The sequence below is a fragment of the Chitinophagales bacterium genome (genome assembly GCA_041392475.1).
In the GTDB taxonomy this organism is placed as follows: domain Bacteria; phylum Bacteroidota; class Bacteroidia; order Chitinophagales; family UBA2359; genus JAUHXA01.
In genome coordinates this window covers 325362-346640 of the sequence record JAWKLZ010000003.1, presented here as the reverse complement: position 1 = coordinate 346640, position 21279 = coordinate 325362, and the positions used below count along the sequence as shown (strand labels likewise).

The window sequence follows — 21279 nt, the reverse complement described above, 5'->3', positions numbered from 1 at the left end:
CATTCTAAAAACATACCCTACTATGAAATACCTCACTTTTACAATCATTTTTGTTTTATTGGGCCTCTTACATAGTTTCGCCCAAACCACCGAAAAAGGTAGGATTCAAGGCATTTTGATGGACGAAACAACAGGGGAAACGCTTGTTGGAGTTCACATTGTCATTGAAGAAACACAAACGGGAACGGTGACAGATTCCAATGGCAAATTTGTCATCGAAAATTTACCCAAAGGAAAATATACGCTGATTTTGACCTTCATCGGCTATGCCAAAAAGCGCATTGAAAATTTGGAATTGGCTGTCAATCAAACCCTTAAAGTAGGGCAAATCAAGCTTTCGGAAGAAGCTTTTTCGTTGAATCAAGTGACGGTTACCCCTGGCAGTTTTTCGATTATGGGAACAAAAATCGCTTCTCGGCAAACTTTGGCGAGCAAAGACATCAAAAATATGTCATGGGCAGAAGACATCACCCGTGCCGTGGCTCGACTGCCAGGGGTTTCATCGAGTGACTATTCTTCAAAATTCACCGTTAGAGGAGGAGAAGCAGACGAAGTATTGATTACTTTGGATGGAATGGAATTGTACGAACCCTTTCATCAGCGGGATTATTCTGGTGGATTGTTCAGTATCGTCGATATCGAAACCATTGAAGGAATCGAGTTGATGACAGGTGGATTTTCAGCTGATTATGGAAATCGCTTGAGCGGTGTTTTCAACATGCAAACCAAAAAAATCAAAGATGATGAAAAGCATACTTCGGTAGGATTGAGTGTGATGAACGCCAGAGTTTATACGGACGGAACTTTTGCAGACAACAAAGGAAGCTATATTTTTTCGGCAAGGCGAGGCATGTTGGATGCCGTTTTCAAAATCTTGGGGGAAACCGAAAGTGTGCCGACTTTTTATGATGCAATGGCAAAGGTCAGCTACCAACTCGGCGACAAACACAATCTATCGGCTTATGTACTGCAATCGGGTGACAAAACCAAAATTCGGGACATTGCAGAGGAGAACTTCGATAAAAACGATACGAAATACAGCAATACCTATGCTTGGTTGGCTTTGAATTCCTACCATACGCCCCACCTTTTTTCACGTACTTTGTTGTATTCGGGTTTGGTGAAACACGATAGAAATGGCTCGTTTTTTAAATACGAACCGACAGATAAAGGTACTTTTACACTGACCGATAAACGAGATTATTCTCTTTTTGGAGTGAAGCAAGATTGGAATTGGCAGATTTCCAATAATTTGCTGTTGAAAAGTGGTTTTGAAGCCAAACAAATCAAAGCTGATTACAACTATTTCAGAGAACTACATGAAATTCGTGTCAACTCTAATCAAGAACTTTTTGATTACGACAAGATTACCGAAATCGAACTACATCCTTCTGGTCAGCAAATTGGCATTTATTTGACGAGCCGCTTCAAAGTTTTACCCAAACTGATTGCAGAAACAGGGCTTCGGTTTGATTACACGTCTTATTCCAATGACCAAAACGTGAGTCCTCGAATCAGCTTGGCCTATGCTTTCGGCAAAAACACCTTTTTGCGAGGAGCTTGGGGCTATTATTACCAAAGTCAATTCATCAACAATTTGGATGTAAATAATGGCATCACCGACTTCAATACCGCAGAATTGGCGAAGCATTATGTGTTGAGTTTTGAACATTTGTTCAACAACGGCATCAATTTTCGGGCAGAAGCATATTATAAAGACCTGTCAAATATCAGTCCGCAATGGCAAAATATGCGAGATCATTTGGAGATTTTCCCCGAAGCACGAAATGACAATGCAAGGATTATTTACAACGGATCGGCTTCAAAGGGTATTGAGCTATTTTTGAAGTATGACAAAGGCGAGAAAATTTCTTGGTGGCTGAGTTATGCGCTGGCAAAGGCGGAGGACGATATCAAAGACATTGAATTTGATGGACTCCTGACCAAAGTGACAGGCAAAGTGCCTCGCCTCAATGACCAACGACACACCGTTTATGCGGATGTCAACTACCGCCTCAACAAAAAATGGCACTTTAATCTCTCTTGGCAATACTACAAAGGTTGGCCTCGCACTGATTATACTTACGATTACAAAATACTTCCGAATGGCCAATATCATTTTTACCAAATCCACAAAGAATTTAATGGTACATTGTACCCTGCCTATCACCGCATGGATTTGAGAATAAACCGTCATTTCAAAACCCCAAAAAACAAGAATATCACCGCTTTTTTGCATTTGGTAAATGTCTATAACCGTGAGAATTTGAAGAAGTTTGACTTGGATGTAACTGATGATGAGGGAAATCTGACCTTGAACAATGAAGGCAATTATGTTCCTTTTGAAGATAACAAATATTGGTTTGGATTTTTGCCTGTAATCGGGGCAAGTTGGGCGTTTTGAACAGAGGCATAAACAAGAAATTCTATATGAAAAAGAGCTTTCTTATTGGCTTTTTGAACTGCAATAGGCAACTTTTCCCTTCAAAAACAAAACAAATGATATGAACTACAAATTGGTTTTAATTTTTCTTTTCTTGATTTTTAACCTTCTCTTATCAGCACAAAACAATTCCCCCTACGAGTTGAACTTCAAAAGAGAAACATTGCTGTTGGGATTGGGAGGAGTGGGAAGTTTAACAGCGGTCAATTTGCAGCAAAAAAACATTGCGCCATTGACTATTGAACAAATCAATGCGGTCAATGCAAACGACATCAATGGTTTTGACCGTTCGGCTACTCGCAATTGGTCGACTCAGGCTGCAAAAGGAAGTGATTATTTCTTGTATGCTTCTGCCGCTTTGCCTTTCACTTTACTGATAGACAAGCCTATACGCAACGATGCTTTCATTGTCGGAACCATGTTTGTCGAAACCGTTTTGATCAATCTCGCCCTTACAGACTACACCAAATACATTGCCCGTCGCTATCGACCATTGGTTTACAACGATGAATCGCCTCTTACCTCAAAACAAGATTTGAGTGCGCAATTGGCTTTCTTTTCGGGGCATACTTCAGGCAGTGCAGCACTTTGTTTTTTCACTGCAAAGGTCTTGACCGACTACCATCCCAATTCCAAACTGAAACCTTTGATTTGGGGAACGGCTGCCATGATTCCTGCTATCACAGGCTATCTTCGCTACAAAGCGGGCAAACATTATCCAACAGATGTAATTGTGGGGTATCTTGTGGGGGCTTCGATTGGGTATTTGATTCCTCAATGGCACCGAAAGAAAGAAGGTGGAACGAGTTTGCAGTTTTCACCGAGTTTGGAGTATAGTGGGATGAATGTATTGGTGAAGTTTTAGGATGGTGGAATTTACAATTTCCTATACTACAATTGTGTTATCCTTCAAACGCAATTCATTCACCAAACCAAACCTTTATGCAAAGGCTGCCTCGATATTTTGCCATAGCTTTCCTATTGTTCACCGCCTTCAATCTGTCCTTTACCCTATTTTCTCCGCCTCCAACTGCCAGCAATCAAATTGGCGTAGTCAGTGCCGACAAAATGAATATACTGTATATCGGTGCAGACAATCCGATTTCAGTTGCTATGGCAGATGTTCCGATTGAACAGACCAAAGTGAGTATTTCGGAGGGTAAAGGAACGCTCTCCCAAACTGCTAAAATAGGTATTTACAATGTGGATGTAAATAGTCCAGGTAGCATAACGATTCGAGCAGAAGGTGTGACGAATCAGGGCAAAACGGTGATGAAAGAATTGGGTTTTCGGGTCAAGCGAATACCAGATCCTATTCCAAAATTGGGAGGGAAAACAGGAGGAAGATTATCCATTGATACATTGAAAGCACTAAAAGAATTGACAGTTGAATTGGAGGATTTCGACTATGATGGAACATTTCAGCTTTTAGAATTTGAATTTACGCTTGCTTATTATCAACACCTTTATATATCCAACAATGAAGGTTCCACTTTCAATGAGCGAACCCAAAACCTCATTCAAAAGGCAGAAGTCGAAAATGTGATATACTTGGACAATATTCGAGTGAAAGGTCCTGATGGAATAACAAGAAAATTACCAACTGCATCATTTATATTGTATTAAGAAACAGTTTGCTTCATTATGAAAAATATTTTCTTGTTTACCACCTCCGTTTTTCTCCTATTCACCTCCTTTCACTTCAATAACAGCTCAGAAAATATTGAAGGACTAGTTGCTATCAGCACCGACAAAGTAAATATCTTTTACATTGGCGTACTCAATCCCATTTCCGTAGCAATTTCGGGTGTTCCCATTGAAGCGACCAAAGTAAGTATCAGTAAAGGGATAGTTTCTCCAAGTCACATAAAAGGGCAATACTACGTGCGTGTTTTTGAAGTAGGAAAAGTCATGGTGTATTTGGAAGGTAAAGACAAACAGGGAAATACAGTTTGGAGTTCCAGTGAATTTCGGGTCAAACGAATTCCTGGCCCTATTGCAGTATTAGGTCGAATAGCCGGGCATCCTTTTGGTAGCTATGATAGAACAAGAACAATTGGTAGAGGGCTTTTGGCGATTTTAGAGGATTTTGACTTTGATGTCCGATTTGAAGCGCTAAGTTTTGAAGTACAGTATGTTCGACAAGGGGAAGAAATAAAAACTTTCTACAATGAAGGGTCAGCATTTTCTCCTGAAATTTTGAAAGTTGGCGATGATATCCAGATAGGCGATACTTATCATTTTGATAAACTTCGAGTAATAGGCCCTGACAGTTTGATACGAGAATTACCGAGTTTCACTTTCACCATCAAAGAATAAAATTTACCTTCAATGAAAAATTTACTTTTGTTAATTGCTTCCATTTTCCTACTATTCACCTCTTTCTTCTTCAAAGAAACATTGGAGGATAGAGAAGTTTTGGCTGTTATCAGTGCCGACAAAATGAATCTTCTTCACATTGGGGTGGACAATCCGATTTCAGTAGCTATTTCGGGCATTCCCATTGAAGCGACTAAAGTGAGCATTGACAAAGGAGAAATTACACCAAACAGTCAAAAAGGGCAATACATTGTGCGTGTTTTTGAAGTTGGGGAAGTGACTATATCATTGGAAGGAAGGGATAAGCAAGGAAATGTTGTGCAGGGCTTGGGTAGGTTTCGAGTGGAAAGGATGCCTAACCCAACTCCAATGTTGGGAAATAAAGCAGGAGGAGTGATATCTATGGGAGAGATGAAAGCACAAAGAGGGCTTCTTGCTGTTTTGTTGAATTTTGACATTGATGCTCGATACGATGTATTGCACTATAAAGTCACCCGAATCCGAACAAATGAACCTTCCATAGTTTTGGAGAACAAAGGAGCGGTCTTTTCGGAGGAGGTCAAAAGCCTTATTGAAGGTACAGCAGTTGAGGATTTGTACTTCTTTTTTGACATTGAAGTAAACGGGCCTGATGGCTTCATCAGAAAACTTCAAGAGGTAGGATTTAAGGTAGAATAAGTTGCAATGGATATTATTCAGCAGGAAAACCTCAAAGACTTATTATAGATTAAATTAACTTACTTGGTTCTTTGACAAAATCTGTGATTTGGGACTTCGGAAGTTTGCCGCTTACAAAATCAAAAAACTATTTCACTAAAAATTAACCTCTTATAAAATGAAACTTCCGAAGTCTTTATTGCTTCCACAAAAATTGTCACAGAACCACTTACTTTTCGAGGAGTAAATAATAATGTAAGATTTGTGTTTTACCTTTGTGGTTTATTTTTTGTATTTAGCAATCACAAACTCATTTTTTATCTAAAAACAATTTTAAAACATGGATCCAATCAAAATTAAATTTGGTACAGATGGCTGGCGTGCAATCATCGCCAAAGAATATACAACGGACAATGTGGCAAGAGTAGCAGTTGCAACTGCACTATGGTTGAAGGAAAGATACGATGCGCCCAAGGCGGTTTTGGGGCATGACTGTCGTTTTGGTGGGCCTATGTTTGCAGAAGTGACGGCTAAGGTGCTGTGCGAGAATGGGGTAAAAGTGTTTATGGCGGAAGGTTATGTTTCTACGCCGATGGTTTCTTTAGGTGCATTGAAGTACAATGCAGGTGTTGGTGTGGTTTTAACTGCAAGTCACAACCCTCCTACTTACAACGGCTACAAACTGAAAGCCAGTTTTGGTGGCCCCATGGTTCCTGCAAATATTGCAGAAGTGGAGGAGTTGATTCCTGATGAAGCGGTGATTCCTGATACAAGTTTGGAGGACTACAAATCACAAGGTTTGTTGGAGATTGTAGATTTGGAAGAAATGTATGTGCAAGATGTTGAAACTGCATTTGATATGGAAGCGATTCGCAATTCGGGTATCAAAGTGGGATACGATGCCATGTTTGGAGCTGGTCAGCGTGCGATGCAAAGATTATTGCCTGATGCTACTTTTTTGCACTGCGATGACAATCCTGGCTTTCACGGACGTGCGCCTGAACCGATTCATAAAAACTTGTTGGAGTTTTCAGAACTGATCAAAAACAGCGGTGATATTCAAATCGGTATTGCGAATGATGGAGATGCGGATAGAATTGGCGTGTATGACAGCAAAGGTAATTTTGTGGATTCTCACCATGTTATTTTGTTGGCAATCTATTATTTGCACAAAATCAAAGGTTGGGATGGAAAAGTGGTCATCGCTTTTTCGGTGACTGATCGGGTGAAAAAATTATGTGAGGCTTATGGATTGGAAGTGCAAGTGACACAGATTGGCTTCAAATATATTGGCGGTATCATGGTTGAAGACGATGTATTGTTGGGCGGTGAAGAATCGGGCGGTATTGCAGTAAAAGGGCATATTCCTGAACGTGACGGTATCTGGATGGGTTTGTTGTTGATTGAGTTGATGGCAAAAACGGGTAAATCGTTGGAGGAATTGATTCTCGAAATCTATGAAAAAGTAGGTGCTTTCACCTTTGAACGAGATGATTTACACATTTCCAATGAGTTGAAGTGGGAAATCATGAAAAATTGTGAGGACGGAAAATACGAGCGTTTTGGCAATAGATTGGTGGAGCGTGTGGAAACGATTGATGGCTTCAAATTTCACTTAGATGGAGGCGATTGGGTCATGATTCGACCTTCTGGTACTGAGCCTGTGTTGCGGGTGTATGCAGAGGCTGGTTCACCTACGGCGGTGAGGATTTTGTTGGACACGGTTCACCAAAGTTTGAAAGGTTAAATAATTCACAAACAAGTAGTAATATAAAAAGGGGTTGCCATTAGAATAAATGGCAACCCCTTTTTTTGTTCTGCAAAATCTAACAGTCTGTCATTTAGAATTTTGCGTCAATATTATTCATAGCCTCTTTCACCGCCTTTTTGTCCTCATTGCTGAGGCGATTGTTGCGTGCATCCAATTTTTCGAGGTCGGGTAATTGCTTGGCAATATTAGCAAAATTGTTGAATTGCAGCTCGTTATTGACACAAGAAAATTGCTTCAACGCTTTGAGTGACTCAATTCCTTTCAAGTTTTTGAGTTGATTCTTACTGCAATTAAGACTTTGTAGGTTCTTCAATTTTTCCGTTCCTCTAAGGTTGGATATTTCATGTTCTGCAATGTTTAAGGTTTGCAGATCGGTTAGTTCTCTGAGACCGGAGAGGTTGGTCAATTTGAAACTCAATTTGTTTTTACTAGTGCGGTAAAAACTCAATCGTTTGGACTTGAGCAATGTTTTAATCTGTTGATTAGTAGGTTTAGCAATAATTTCATCGTTTCCTACAACCACATTAAACGCCATTTGCCACTGTTTCTCAAGTGATTTCCACCACTTCGAATACTGCTTTTCTATATCATCCTTAGCAGTGTTCGCTACCTGTTTCTGTTTTTTAGGAAGCGGTTTAGGTGTTTGCTTTTTGGGCGACGTTTTCACCTTTTTAACAGGCTGTTTCACCTCATTCGCTCCATCAGATTTAGTAGTTTCTTCTACTTTTGGTGCATCCTTGTCAGATTTCTTCACAAACTTTGGCTTGGGTCTATCTTCCGCTTTTGCAACAGGCTGTTCTACTTTGGTAGTTTCCTCTTTTTTAGAAGATTCTTCTACTGCTGGCGCATCCTTGTCAGATTTCTTCACAAACTTCGGCTTGGATCTCTCTTCCGCTTTTGCAGCAGGTTGTTCCACTTCGGTAGTTTCCTCTTTTTTAGAAGATTCCTCTACTGCTGGCGCATCCTTGTCAGATTTCTTCACAAACTTCGGCTTGGGTCTATCTTCCACTTTTGCAGCAGGTTGTTCTATTTCAGTAGTTTCCTCTTTTTTAGAAGATTCTTCTACAGCTGGCGCATCCTTGTCAGATTTCTTCACAAACTTTGGTTTGGGTCTCTCTTCCACTTTTGCAGCAGGTTGCTCTACTTCAATCGCTTCTTCGGGCTTTTCTTCTTTAGAAACATCTGGCTCTTTCGTCGAATCAGAATTAACTTCTATTTCCGCCTTTGGCTTGTATTTCTTAGGCTTCTTGACCAACTTGGGTTTTGGCTTCTCCTGTGAGTTCACTTGATTAGCAGGAGTTTCAATCTGATTGCCATCTGATGATTTTTCCGTCAACTCTTCAACAGGTTGTTCTACATTTGGCTGAGTTGTGTCTGTCAATTCTATTTCCGATTCTGGTTTATTAGACTTTTTCAAGACTACTTTCACCTCTTTTTTAGACTGGTTTCGATTTTGTTCACCTGATTCTTCTTTCCTTCTTTCATTGCCTAATGATTTTTCTTCATTGGGTATTTCTTTAGAAGTAGGATTTTCTGGAGTGTTGTTTGAATGTTCTTTTTTACCATTCACATCTTTGCCACCTTTTTTAGGCTTGTTGCGTCTATCATCCTGCTTTTTTGGTGGTAAGTTATTCCCTGTTTTTTCCTCTTGCTTGTTGTTTTTCTGAGCAGGATTCTGAGGGGATGTATCTTTACTACGTTCAGCAGGTACAGCTTGTGTCGTATCTTGCTTCACGCGTTTCAATTCATCTTCTTTAGATCGTAGTTTATCTTCTAAGTATTTATTGCGGTCTTTGAGTAGTTTGATTTGAACATCTCGAGGATCATCGGCTTCCAATTTTATTTTCTTGGCACATTCGCCCTTGCTGTTTGTCCCTAAAACATAACTCACCCTCTGATTTTTATTTATCTTCGGAACATTTTCAGGATCATCAAAATAAGACTTATAAAAGAATAAATCTTCTCCTCCACCGCTTTCAGGCTTGATTGCACCCATTCCTCGACTTTCATCATATTGTGTAACTTTTCCTTTAATGCGTATTTCATCTACCTGCAAAAGTTCAATATTTCGAGCATATTCTCCTTTGTCAGTTTCTTCAATAACAAACTTGACTTTTTGTCCTTGTTCTACGGTTTGGGGAAGTTCAGAAGTTCTAAAATTTACCTCATCTTCTGTGTAATAGACAATTCGTCCCCAACCTTTGTGGTTGTTGACAAACTTGACATTTCCTTCAAATGTATCTCTTGATGGATATAGTATTCGGTGCAGCTTTTTATACAGCTTATTGGCATCTTCTTTTAAGACAATATTGATATCGAGGTCAAATAATATGAGGTGATCGCCACTAGGAACAGGAATCACTTCACCCATAAACAAACGCATGGGTTCTGCCTCTCGGTCTTTCCATTTGTATTTTGCGTATTTCGGATCGGAGTAGTTGTCGTTGCTAATGACAGCGGAACCATGTCTGTCGGCTAACTCCAAAATGAAATCATCTGCTCGTTTTCCACCACTGACTTGGTAAAAATAGTCTGTGTGTTCTAGTATTTTTTTGTATATTTTCTTCTCATTGTCTGGGATATAATAGCTGGTATTCGCATCGAAAATGCAGAAGAAACTTTGCTTTTTTCGTTTGATTTCGAGCAACAATTGTAGGAGTGCTTGAAGGGACATTTCTTTTCCCCAATGACAGATATTGGTTGCATCTATAAAATAGGTACTCGCTTCTGGAGCGGGGGTTACTTTTATTCTTGCCATAATGTATCTATAAGTTATTTTTTGATGGCAAGTATATGGGGCAAGAAAAACACTAGATAATATTGAGGTATTGCAGTATGAGTTTACTGTGCTGGATATTGAAGGGAAGTAAGTTAAGTCTAAATCAAAACAATTTGGTATAAAAAACTTCTAAGATTGTTTTGCAATTTTTGGATAGTTGCAATATAAGTGAATAAGGCTATTTTTTATAAAGATTAAACCACATTCATTTTAAAAAACTTGATTAATTGTTTTTTATACACGTATTTCGATGATTTATGGGTGTTACTTGGTTTTCTAAAGTTTGGAAGTAACACACTAAAATGTTGTATTTTTAACATTGCTGACTTTTATAAGAGAAGTGTTTATTTTTCTCAAAATCAGCTAATTATTTTTACATTCCTGTCAAATCTCCAACTGATTGCAAGGATTTGTTTTACTAAATAAAAAAACAATGACTGCAATCAAATCTCCTTAGTAACGAATAAAAATTAACATAAGAATTAAAATGAAAAAACCACTTCTTAAATCAGATTGTTGGAAATTTCAAATACACAACTTATTTTTTGACCGTTACTTAGTGAATTTTCTTATCTATTTATTTTTCTTTTCAAAGCTAACGCTTCTGCTTTCATATACTTGTCGAAGTGAAATTTAATTAATTTTCTGCAAAATTACACAAGTTATTCATATAAACTCCCTATTTGTATAGGTATTGTGATGGTGTAGCATATAATTTTAAACAACATTGCAGTAATTTAGTTTTTTTTAACAAATATTATGCCCAACAAATCGCCTCATTCTATTGTTTATAAAACTATTCAGGCAGTATTTTTGTAACCTTTATGGAAGGAAGATGTCAAAAAAATGGATGACATTCTCCAATAATTATCTATTTTTATTGTTTGGATACTAAACACACATTGATTAACATATCTAGCTTATGAAATTTCAATTCAAAATTCCTTTTTTGGCATTAGCTTTTTTTATGCTTTTGGCTTTTACAACTGGGTCAGATGACTCACAAAAGGATAGGATACTATTACAGGTAATTCTGCAAGGATTAAATCAAGTACACTATGAACCACATGAACTGGATGACAATTTTTCAGAAAAGGTTTACGGCTTGTATTTGAAGCGCTTAGATTATAATAAACGCTTTTTTACAAAGAAAGACATTGCTGAGTTTGATAAATATAAAGATGATCTTGACAACGAAGCTGCAAAGGCATCTTATGATTTTTTTGAACTTTCTACGAGAACACTCAATACAAGAACGACCTTGATTGAGGGATTTTACAAAGAGATTTTGGCAGAACCATTTGACTTTAGTAAAGATGAATATATTGAAGTCGATTATGAGAAAATGGATTATGCCAAAGATGAAGCGGACTTGAAAGAAAGGTGGAGACAATTACTCAAGTATCAAACACTCAGTCGTTTGTCTGAAAAATTGAAGCAACAAGAGGAAGGAGAGGAAACCTTGAAAGGAAAGTCTTACAAAGAATTGGAAAAAGATTCGAGGGAAAAGGTATTGGAAAACCAAAATCGTTTGTTCAAACGTATTGGCGAATTGGATCAACGTGATCGACTCAGCACTTACCTGAATGCGATAACCTCTGTATATGACCCACATACGGGTTATTTCCCTCCAAAAGATAAAGAAACTTTTGATATCGAAATGTCTGGTCGTTTGGAAGGTATTGGTGCAAGATTGCAGGAAAAAGATGGCCTTATTAAGGTAAGCGAAATTGTTCCTGGTAGTGCTTCTTGGAAACAAGGTGAGTTGGAAGCAGAGGATGTTATTTTGAAAGTATCTCAAGTAAATACCAAATTAGCAGAATTGAGTCCATTGGCTGCCAAAATGATGTTGAGTTATTTGGGTAAGGATGAGGAAGTGGATTACAAAGACAAGAAATACGATAAAATTGATGTGAACATAGATGTAGATGTGGTAGAGATGCGCTTGGATGATGCGGTTCAATTGATTAGAGGTAAGAAAGGTACAAATGTGAAATTAACAGTTAAAAAAGCTGATAATAGCATTAAAGAAATCGTGATTACGAGAGATATTGTAGTGATTGAAGAATCGTATGTCAAATCGGCAATCATCGAAGAAGGTGATGCGGCAGATAAATACGGTTATATCTATCTACCTAAGTTTTATGCTGATTTCAATAGCACTGAAGGACGTAGTTGCTTTCAGGATATGAAGAAAGAATTGGCAAAAATGAAGACGGAGAATGTGAATGGCATCCTATTGGACTTGAGAAACAATGGTGGTGGTTCGCTTAGAGATGTAGTAGATATGGCGGGTTTGTTTATTAAAGAAGGACCTATTGTTCAGGTCAAAGAAAAAGAAGGTAGAGCGCAGGTATTGAGAGATACGGATCCAACGGTACAATATGATGGCAAGTTGGTGATTTTGGTCAACTCTTTCAGTGCTTCGGCTTCTGAAATCATGGCAGCGGCTATGCAAGACTATGGTAGAGCAATCATTGTAGGCAGTTCTGCTACTTTTGGAAAAGGTACGGTTCAGCGTTTTATTGATTTGGACCAATCTATTAGCAGTGACTTCAATGAATTCAAACCTTTGGGTTCTATCAAATTAACCATCCAAAAATTCTATCGCATCAATGGTGGTACAAATCAATTGAAGGGTGTGATTCCTGATGTGGTTTTGCCTGATTCTTATGCTTACATTGAAGTGGGTGAAAAAGAACAAGACTATTCTATGCCGTGGGACGAAATTGCACCTGCTGACTTTGAAGTATTTGACCATCCTGTCGTGAATAGAGAGGAAGTATTGGTGAATAGTCGAAAGAGAGTAGCAAATCATCCTACTTTTCAGTTGATTGAAGAAAATGCTCAACGTTTGAAAAAACAACGTGAAGAGTCTTCTTATACTCTTTGCTTGGACAAATACAATCGCCAACAGGTAGAAATTGAGGAACAAAGTAAACGATTTGAAGACATTGAAAAATCCATTGAAGGGTTGAAAGTTGAATCTTTGAAATCGGATGCTGAGGCAATGGCTGCTGATAAAGACAAGCAAAAAACTGTTGCAGAATGGCATGAAAATTTAGGCAAAGATGTGTATTTATACGAAGCACTGCAAGTATTGAAGGATATGCACGAAGAATCGAAGTAAAAACTCAAATTGAAATCGCAAACTCAGGCTCATAAGATTTGATAAACAAACGATGGAGTTTGCTTAATAGAATGAAAAATCCCTTTGCAGAAAACTTGCAAAGGGATTTTTTTTCTTCAAATCTCTCAAAAAAGAAATCAGATGAAACTACTCACTATCATTTCGTTATTCCTACTAATCAACATTTTTCCGTTTAACATTTCTGCTAAATCACCCAATATATTGCTTATCATAGCGGACGATATTGGTCTGGGTGAAACGCCAAATTATGCCCCTGATGCGACAAAAGCCAACATGCCAAACCTCCAAAAAATGATGGAGGAAGGTTTGACTTTCGACAATGTTTGGTCTAATCCCGTTTGCGCTCCAAGTAGGGCAAACATCCTCACGGGTAAGTACGGTTTTAGAACCAATGTGCTGAATGCAGAAACATTGGCAACTCTCGACCTCAATGAAACTTCTCTCCATAAATACATTGACCAAACGAGCAATGGTTTGTATAGCAACTGTCTTATAGGGAAATGGCATTTGGGCGGCAGCGGAAACAATCCCGATTATGACTACCCAAACAAGCTGGGCATATCGTATTTTTCAGGCATTTTGGGTGGCGGAGTAGTTGATTACAACAATTATGCTTGGGTAGAAAATGGAGAAGCTGCAAATACCAATGAATACATTACTACCAAAATAACAGACACAGCCATCAACTGGATCAATGTGCAAAACCAGCCGTGGTTTTGTTGGTTGGCTTACAATGCTCCACATACTCCCTTGCATCTACCTCCTTCAAATATGCACTCACAAGGTAATTTACCAACAGACCAAGCCTCTATTGATGCCAATCCACTCCCCTATTTCTTAGCGATGGTCGAAAGTGTTGATTATGAAATGGGTAGATTATTCAGTACTATCCCTCAAAGTGAATTAGACAATACGGTTGTCATTTTTGTTGGCGATAATGGAACAGATAGGGATGTTATTCAAGCACCTTATGCAAAGTATCAGTCCAAAGGAAGTCTCTATCAAGGTGGCGTTCATGTGCCAATGATTGTTACTGGTGTAGGAGTCACACGACGCAATGAAAGAGAATCTGCTCTTGTTTCTTTCTCCGATTTATTTTCAACGATTGTGGAACTAACAGGAACACCTCTTTCACAAATACATGATAGTTATAGTTTTGCTCCCCTGTTATCCAATTCAGGAGAAGGACAAAGAGATTGTTTGTACACCGAAATTTCTTCTAACAATTCTGGCTGGGCATCTCGTGACGCAACCTTCAAATACATTGAACTGGAAAATGGAACACAAGAATTTTACAACCTCCTCAACGATCCCTATGAGAAAAATGATTTGCTACCAGATCTCAATTCAACCCAACAAGTTTCGTTTGACAAATTAAGCACTCTACGTGAGCTACTTACTTCAATTGAAGAAGTGGATTTAATGGCACAAACTGCATCTATTTTCCCGAATCCTGCACAAAATGAAATTTACTTGGATTGGCAATACCCAAACCAAGAATTTTCCATTTTTGATACTTTGGGAAATAAGCCAATATCGGGTCAATTGCTTTTTGGCAAAAACACCATCTCTATTGAAGCACTTAAAGCTGGAGTGTATTTTATACAAATAGGGCAAATGAGGAATAAGTTTGTGAAGATTTAGAGCCAATCCATATCTGACCAACAATTCTATAACATCGCCTTCATCACTACCTCATCCTTACCATACACATCCTTTTGGAAATGTGTCAAACCACTTGCATCTACCCAAGCTGTAAAATAAGCGATGTAAATAGGGATTTTTTTGTCCAAAGAAACCCGAGTATTTTTCTCACTATCCAGCACTTTCTGAATTTTCTGAGCGTCCCACTTTGGATCATCCTGCAATAAGTATTCGGCAAATTGGACGGGATTATCCAAACGGATACAACCATGACTGTAAGCACGTTCTGCCTTCACAAACAAACTTTTGGAGGGGGTATCGTGTAGGTAAATGTTGTATTTGTTGGGAAACATAAACTTCACCGTTCCAAGTGCATTTTTAGTACCTGGTTCCTGTCGAATAGTATAAGGGAACTTTCTGCTACTCAGACTTGACCAATTCACATTATAAGGATTGATGACTTTTCCGCCCGAAAAAACCTTCATATTTTGACGGTTCAGATAGCTTAGATTTTGCTTCAATTTGGGAAGGATTTCATTCGTTGCAATACTAAAAGGCACTGTCCAATACGGATTGAGGTCAAGGTAACGAATGTTGTTGCTAAAGATAGCAGTTTTGTGGTTGGGCAAACCTACCATCACCTTCTTTGTCTGATCAATTTTTCCATTTTTATACACATCCAGTTGATATGCAGGGATATTCACGAACACAAAAAAGTCACTGAATTGGTTGGGCATCCACCGCCACTGTTCCAAGGCAATGTTGATTTGTTTGATTCGGTGCTCAAGTGAGGTGTTTAGAACAGAAAGTGTATTGGGCCCGATTACCCCATCATCTCCAATTCCATGTTGCTGCTGAAAAGCCACAAGCGCATTGTGAACAGTGATATCGAAAACTTCGGGATTATAAATACTATCCATTTTGGTAAGAATCAACGAGTTCTCCAATTCCTCTATTTTTGCATACGAACCTCTGAGGGTGTCCATATTTACCTCACTTTTCAACACTTTAGTAGTCGTAGCTTTGTGATCATTTAACTTTTCTGGAAGTGCCTCTTCAAACGCCAAACGCTGACGCAGCAAAGCAACTGCTTTGTCTTTCATACCCAACTCCAATTTTTCACTTTTGAGGTCGGTCATCCATTCACCTTTCTCATTTTGAAGAGCTTGATAATAAGCCAATGCTTCCTTCAATTGGCCATATTCCTCATGCTGCGGTTTACGATCTTCAAAAAACTGATTTACATTGCGGTTAATTATTGCCTGTTGAAGAGCAGCCGCAAAATCAAATGCCCCATCTCTTTCGATGTTCCATCCAATATCCAACTTTGAAGGATTCAATTTGCCATAGTGTAAATGATAGGCGTAATGAAGAGCCGCATCGGTAATGAGGACATCTATTTTAGGCAAAAAATTGTCGTAAGGGATAAATTTTACATCATAGACCTCATTGATATCGCTGTGCCATTTGGTCAATACATCACCATGGTAATCTTTGGAGGCCAATCCTTCTTGAGATGCTTTTTCGATATGACGTATCACCTCACTCCCACGACCATATAGCGTATATCCATTGTGCCAAACAGGCTCATAGTTGCGGCTTTTGTAGAAAGAATCAATCCATGCAGGGTGGTAAAGAGCCTGATTGAAAACACTTTTTGAAGCAGGACGGCTGATTTCTTTTACCAATTTGTAGAGACTCGAATCTTTTACACTAAGAACTTTAGGCGTATTTGCAGGTTGAGCAGGAACAGTTTGGGTCACTTTCGCATCTTCAGGTGAGCCTATATCCTCGGTATTTTCTTCAAAAGCCTCGCTATCGTTATCGTCAGTAACCTTCAATGAATCAGCTACCTGAGAAGCTTCCTCAAAAGATGAGATATCGAAATCATCCAAACCTTCTTGCAATTCTTCAAAATAAATCGCCAAACTTTCACTCTTAAGCGCATTCAACAATCCGTCAATAATCAACAACCTAATCGTTTCTTCCTCCAGTTGTTTTGCCTCTGGTTTTTTCGCTACAATTTTTTCTTGAATATCATACGCATATTGCAAAGCACCATCGGTAAGCAAAATATCCAAGTCCGATAAGCTATTGTAGTCAAAAAAACCAATAGGCAATAGCTGACTTCTAATATCATTGTAGAGCAATTCAGCTTTCTTCAAATGATAATCATTTTCAATTACCGCATTTTGAAGAATACTGATGATTTCATTCGCAAAAATAAAACCCGTAACAGTATTGTACCAAATCGGGTGACAATCTTGTTCCTTGTATAATTGATTGGTCCAATCGGGCTGATAAAGTTCGATGCCATCTATCTTCAATATCATCATCCATTGCTCGAGTTGCTCACAATCATCTGCATTATAAGAACTTAATTGTGCAGACATCTTGGTCGAAGAAAACAAACTTAAAGAGAGAAATAAGATAGTGCTGATTAGAAATGAATATTTTGCTTTCATATTTTTTTAGGATTTGAAATTTTGGATGCTTTATAGGTTGCTTGGTTTAATAATTTAAAGATAGTAAAAACACCTGAAACGAATAAGCAAGCATAAAACGAAGGAAAGAAAAATATGTTTACTCTTCAATGTTTTACCAAATAACTGCAATAGGCTTTCGAGTATTGTGAATCCATAAGTTTGCAAATAGGGAAGATTAACCACCAATAGACGGTTATTTTTCACCAAGAAATCATTAGTTTTGCAGCTACTAAAAAACGCTGCTGAAAATAGTAGTAATCCAAATTTATATTAATACAGAACTACCATGTCCGAAGGAAACAAAGATATATTCGCAACCGCAAAGGATTTATTGGCGCAGATAGAAAAATTCACAACAACTGATAAACAAGAATTAGAGCAATTTCGGATTGCTTATTTGGGAACAAAAGGAAATATAAAAGCTCTTTTTGCAGGCTTCAAAGATGTACCCAATGAGCGAAAAAAAGAATTTGGACAAGTAGCCAATGCCGTAAAACAAGCAGCAGAAAACAAAGTCAATCTATTGAAGACTGCAATAGAAGAAGCTTCAACCAATACGATTGAAATACCTGATTTAACCCGCCCTATCACTACAATGCCTTTAGGGAGTCGTCACCCTATTTCCATCGTTCGCAATCAAATCAACGAAATCTTTACCCGAATCGGTTTCACCATAGCAGAAGGCCCCGAAATTGAAGACGACTGGCACAATTTCACCGCCTTAAATACCCCAGAAGACCATCCTGCTAGAGATATGCAAGATACCTTCTACATTCAAACCAATCCTGCCTCCGTATTGCGCTCACAAACTTCAACGGTGCAAGTGCATGTGATGGAAAACCAAACTCCTCCTATTCGCATTATTTCTCCAGGTCGTGTCTATCGAAACGAAACCATCTCTGCAAGAGCACATTGTCAATTCCATCAAGTAGAAGGATTGTACATTGACAAAGATGTATCATTCGCCGATCTCAAACAAACACTACTCTACTTTGCTCGTGAAATGTTCGGCAAAGAAACCAAAATTCGCCTTCGACCTTCCTTCTTCCCTTTCACCGAACCCAGCGCAGAGGTTGACATCTACTGGGGCTTGAAAGACGAAATAGATTACCGCATCACCAAAGGCACAGGCTGGCTCGAAATTTTGGGCTGTGGTATGGTCGACCCAAATGTACTCCGAAACTGCAATATTGACCCCGAAGTATATTCTGGGTATGCTTGGGGAATGGGTGTTGAGCGCATTGCGATGCTCAAATACCGCATTGGTGATATTCGCTTGATGTTTCAAAATGATGTACGCTTTTTGAAGCAGTTTGGGGCGGCACTCTAATATAATACTTTCACTTTCATACATTCTCACCCTCCAAGGCAAGAAATCTTTTCTTCCTATTGCCTTATTATGTCTATATAATTGGTAAATAGATACTTTTGAATAAAAATGACAATTTAATGACGATTTGATGCTGATTTGTTTTGCAACATCTATCCTAATGACTTCACAATTGTTACACAATAATGTTGTGAAAAGATTGATATTTTATAAAATATTGAATATGTTTAATTTATGCATGAATTCATTATAAGCAATTGAAATACAGTATTTTGCAAAATAAGACAATGAAATTTTATCATAGAGATTTTTTTTGCATATAATAAAAAACATTTTTTTTATCTGAAATTTCTGCCTACCTTTGATAAACAGCATTATAAGTTATTTTTTTTGAGAAAAGCACAAACCATAAAAATCTTTTAGGTAGTCAAATAATTGTTTAACCATTAAATTTATACCACTAATAGTTCATAATACTACAATAAATCCTCCCGTATAAATTTTATTTTTATCGTGTATTCATAATAAAGTATGAAATACGCATAAAATTATATTTCTACCTTTCTACACGTGTGCATTCGCAAGTAATACAATTGATATATTCACCATATTAATGAATAACTATTAATCAAATGGATAAGCTTTGGGCTTTATGTATTTTGATGATGTAGGGTTTTTCTATGTTCTATAAGAATGGATATTTGATGTTTTTCAAATAATAAATTAAACAACTTTTTTATTCCTAATTTTAAACTCATAATTTCTATGCAAAACAAAAATCTATTACCCAGTTCGACCAAACAGTTAGCCTTGAAGTGCTTGGCTTTCTTAGTATTTGTAAGCTGCTACAATAGCCTTAATGCAGCGACTATTCCTGTAGGGCCAGGCGAAACGTTTACTACCATTCAAGCAGCTATTGATGATGCAGGTACTCTAGATGGTGATGTTATTGAAGTACAAGCAGGGACTTATAGTGAAAGTATTACAGTGTCCAAGGAAGTCGAAATTCGAGGTCCTAATTTCGGAATCTCTCCTAACACAGGCAGTCGTGTAGCAGAAGCCATCATCGTTCCTGGAGCTACAGAGACCGACGTAATTACAATTACTGCTAGTAATGTGGTTATAGATGGATTGACCATAGATGGTGACAATACGAGTATCACTACAGGTTGGATAGGTACGAATGGTGCAGATATAGATGCCTTTGATGGAGTCGTTTATTATGATACAGGGAATACTATAGTTGTAAATTCTTTGAAAGTTAGAAATAATATTTTTCAAAACTTGTCATTTTTTGCAGTAGATATATTCGGTTGGGATAACTTCAATAATCCATCTACTTCAGATCATTTAGTAGATGATAACTTAATGAGAGACTTGGGAACTTATCAGTCTGGTGGAGTTATTGATTTTTGGGGTGGAGGAGTCCTTCTTTACAATGATAACTATACTCGAATAACGAATAATGTGATGACCAATGTAAGAATTGGGATTCAAACAGGTAACTTCCACGATGCAAACCCTGGTGATGTCATGTATCAAGTAATTGACAACAATACCATTGAAGCAAGAAGAAGAGGGATTTTTTACAATCTGCATACAGGTGGAAGCGTAGAGCCACTGACTTTTTCAAACAATGTTATTACTGGCATAGATGATGCCAACGAAACAGTGTGGGACGGCATTTTGGCTGCAAGTTTGAGTGATGCAACTGGGCAAATCCTAAACAACACTGTTGATGGCACTGGAATTTCAAATCCTTCTGAGGGATTTGAAGTTTGGAATGTCAACCCTGCAAATCCTGTAAACATACAAGGATGTACTGCAAGTAATGTAGATATAGGAATTTTTGTGAATAATTATGAAGGTTATAATTCTAATGCAGGCAATACTGGAGCATTAATAGATGGAGCAAAACTTACCAATAATGTGGGTACTGGAATTTATGTCAAGGACAGTCCTGATAATAGTAACAATGCTACTGTGGAGGCAGAAATAATAGGAAATACCGATGTAAAAACTGTGGTTACAACAAATGTCACTGATAGGGTAGGAATAAAGGTAGAAGGAATTGATGCCTCAGCAAATATTCACGATAATGTATCCACTATTTCTGGAAATTTAATTGGTATTTTAGTAGATGCAGGGGATGCTACAATTACCAATAATACGATTTCAAATAATGGTATTGGTATTCAATTCATAAATAATGGTACAGGTACAGCAAATATGAATGTGATTGCAGGGAATGGTACTTTTGGAGTAGATAACCAAACTGGAACTCTAATAGATGCTACACAGAACTGTTGGGGTGACCCATCTGGTCCAAGTGGTGAAGGACCAGGTACAGGTGATGCAGTAAGCGTGGACGTAGACTTTAGTTCTTTTATTACCGATTCAACGTGCGCTAAGGAAGTACCAATACCAACTCTCTCCGAATGGGGCTTAATCATCTTGGCATTGTCATTCATGACATTAGGTGTTCTCTACATTACAGAAGAGAAAAATAAGCTGCAGTGGAATAGCTAGAAATTGGGGAAGATTTTTCTAAAAAAAGTACAATTATTCTTGACATAAACATCGAGAGTAATTGTATTTTTTTTTAGGGTTAATTTTTCAAGGACTGAAAAATATTCTCTTTACCTTTTGTATATCAATAATTAACAAAAATATATTAATATAATACTTGGGTTGTTTTT

Annotated in this window: 12 protein-coding genes; 10 read left to right on the top strand and 2 right to left on the bottom strand. The window is 37.9% G+C overall.

The window, feature by feature from the left end; translation table 11 throughout:
* The first annotated feature begins 22 nt into the window (after positions 1-22).
* From R3E32_24360 to R3E32_24335, 6 genes are all read left to right on the top strand, one after another.
* A complete protein-coding gene (locus tag R3E32_24360) occupies positions 23-2404 on the top strand; it encodes a TonB-dependent receptor (GenBank protein ID MEZ4887883.1) in 2382 nt (793 codons plus the stop codon).
* A gap of 100 nt (positions 2405-2504) precedes the next feature.
* Positions 2505-3308 (top strand): phosphatase PAP2 family protein, encoded by an 804-nt coding sequence (locus R3E32_24355; protein MEZ4887882.1) that lies wholly within the window; start codon positions 2505-2507, stop codon positions 3306-3308.
* Between the two features lie 77 nt (positions 3309-3385).
* Positions 3386-4069 carry a GldM family protein gene (locus R3E32_24350; protein ID MEZ4887881.1) on the top strand — a complete coding sequence of 228 codons (684 nt, stop codon included), beginning with the start codon at positions 3386-3388 and terminating at the stop codon, positions 4067-4069.
* 18 nt (positions 4070-4087) lie between these two features.
* A complete protein-coding gene (locus R3E32_24345) occupies positions 4088-4762 on the top strand; it encodes a GldM family protein (GenBank protein MEZ4887880.1) in 675 nt (224 codons plus the stop codon).
* A 12-nt stretch (positions 4763-4774) separates the two neighbouring features.
* Entirely contained in the window at positions 4775-5440 is a 666-nt protein-coding gene (locus R3E32_24340; protein ID MEZ4887879.1) for a GldM family protein, read from the top strand.
* A gap of 319 nt (positions 5441-5759) precedes the next feature.
* Positions 5760-7166: a hypothetical protein gene (locus R3E32_24335; GenBank protein ID MEZ4887878.1), complete on the top strand. Its 1407-nt coding sequence runs from the start codon at positions 5760-5762 to the stop codon at positions 7164-7166.
* Positions 7167-7260: 94 nt separating this feature from the next.
* Here R3E32_24335 and R3E32_24330 read toward each other — a convergent pair whose 3' ends face one another.
* The gene (locus R3E32_24330; GenBank protein ID MEZ4887877.1) at positions 7261-9948 is read right to left on the bottom strand and encodes a hypothetical protein; all 2688 of its coding nucleotides are present in this window, start codon (positions 9946-9948) and stop codon (positions 7261-7263) included.
* A 943-nt stretch (positions 9949-10891) separates the two neighbouring features.
* Here R3E32_24330 and R3E32_24325 point away from each other — a divergent pair.
* Together R3E32_24325 and R3E32_24320 are read left to right on the top strand one after the other, a co-directional pair.
* Positions 10892-13099, top strand: a complete 2208-nt coding sequence (locus R3E32_24325; protein MEZ4887876.1) for a carboxy terminal-processing peptidase — start codon at positions 10892-10894, stop codon at positions 13097-13099.
* Positions 13100-13240: 141 nt separating this feature from the next.
* A complete protein-coding gene (locus tag R3E32_24320) occupies positions 13241-14764 on the top strand; it encodes a sulfatase-like hydrolase/transferase (protein ID MEZ4887875.1) in 1524 nt (507 codons plus the stop codon).
* Positions 14765-14790: 26 nt separating this feature from the next.
* Here the strand turns inward: R3E32_24320 and R3E32_24315 are convergent, their stop codons facing one another.
* Positions 14791-17229 carry a L,D-transpeptidase family protein gene (locus tag R3E32_24315; protein MEZ4887874.1) on the bottom strand — a complete coding sequence of 813 codons (2439 nt, stop codon included), beginning with the start codon at positions 17227-17229 and terminating at the stop codon, positions 14791-14793.
* A 307-nt stretch (positions 17230-17536) separates the two neighbouring features.
* Here R3E32_24315 and pheS point away from each other — a divergent pair, with 307 nt between their 5' ends.
* Positions 17537-18580, top strand: coding sequence for a phenylalanine--tRNA ligase subunit alpha (gene pheS, locus R3E32_24310; protein MEZ4887873.1), 1044 nt, complete (start codon positions 17537-17539; stop codon positions 18578-18580).
* Positions 18581-19345: 765 nt separating this feature from the next.
* The gene (locus R3E32_24305) at positions 19346-21109 is read left to right on the top strand and encodes a hypothetical protein (protein ID MEZ4887872.1); all 1764 of its coding nucleotides are present in this window, start codon (positions 19346-19348) and stop codon (positions 21107-21109) included.
* The last annotated feature ends 170 nt before the right edge of the window (positions 21110-21279 follow it).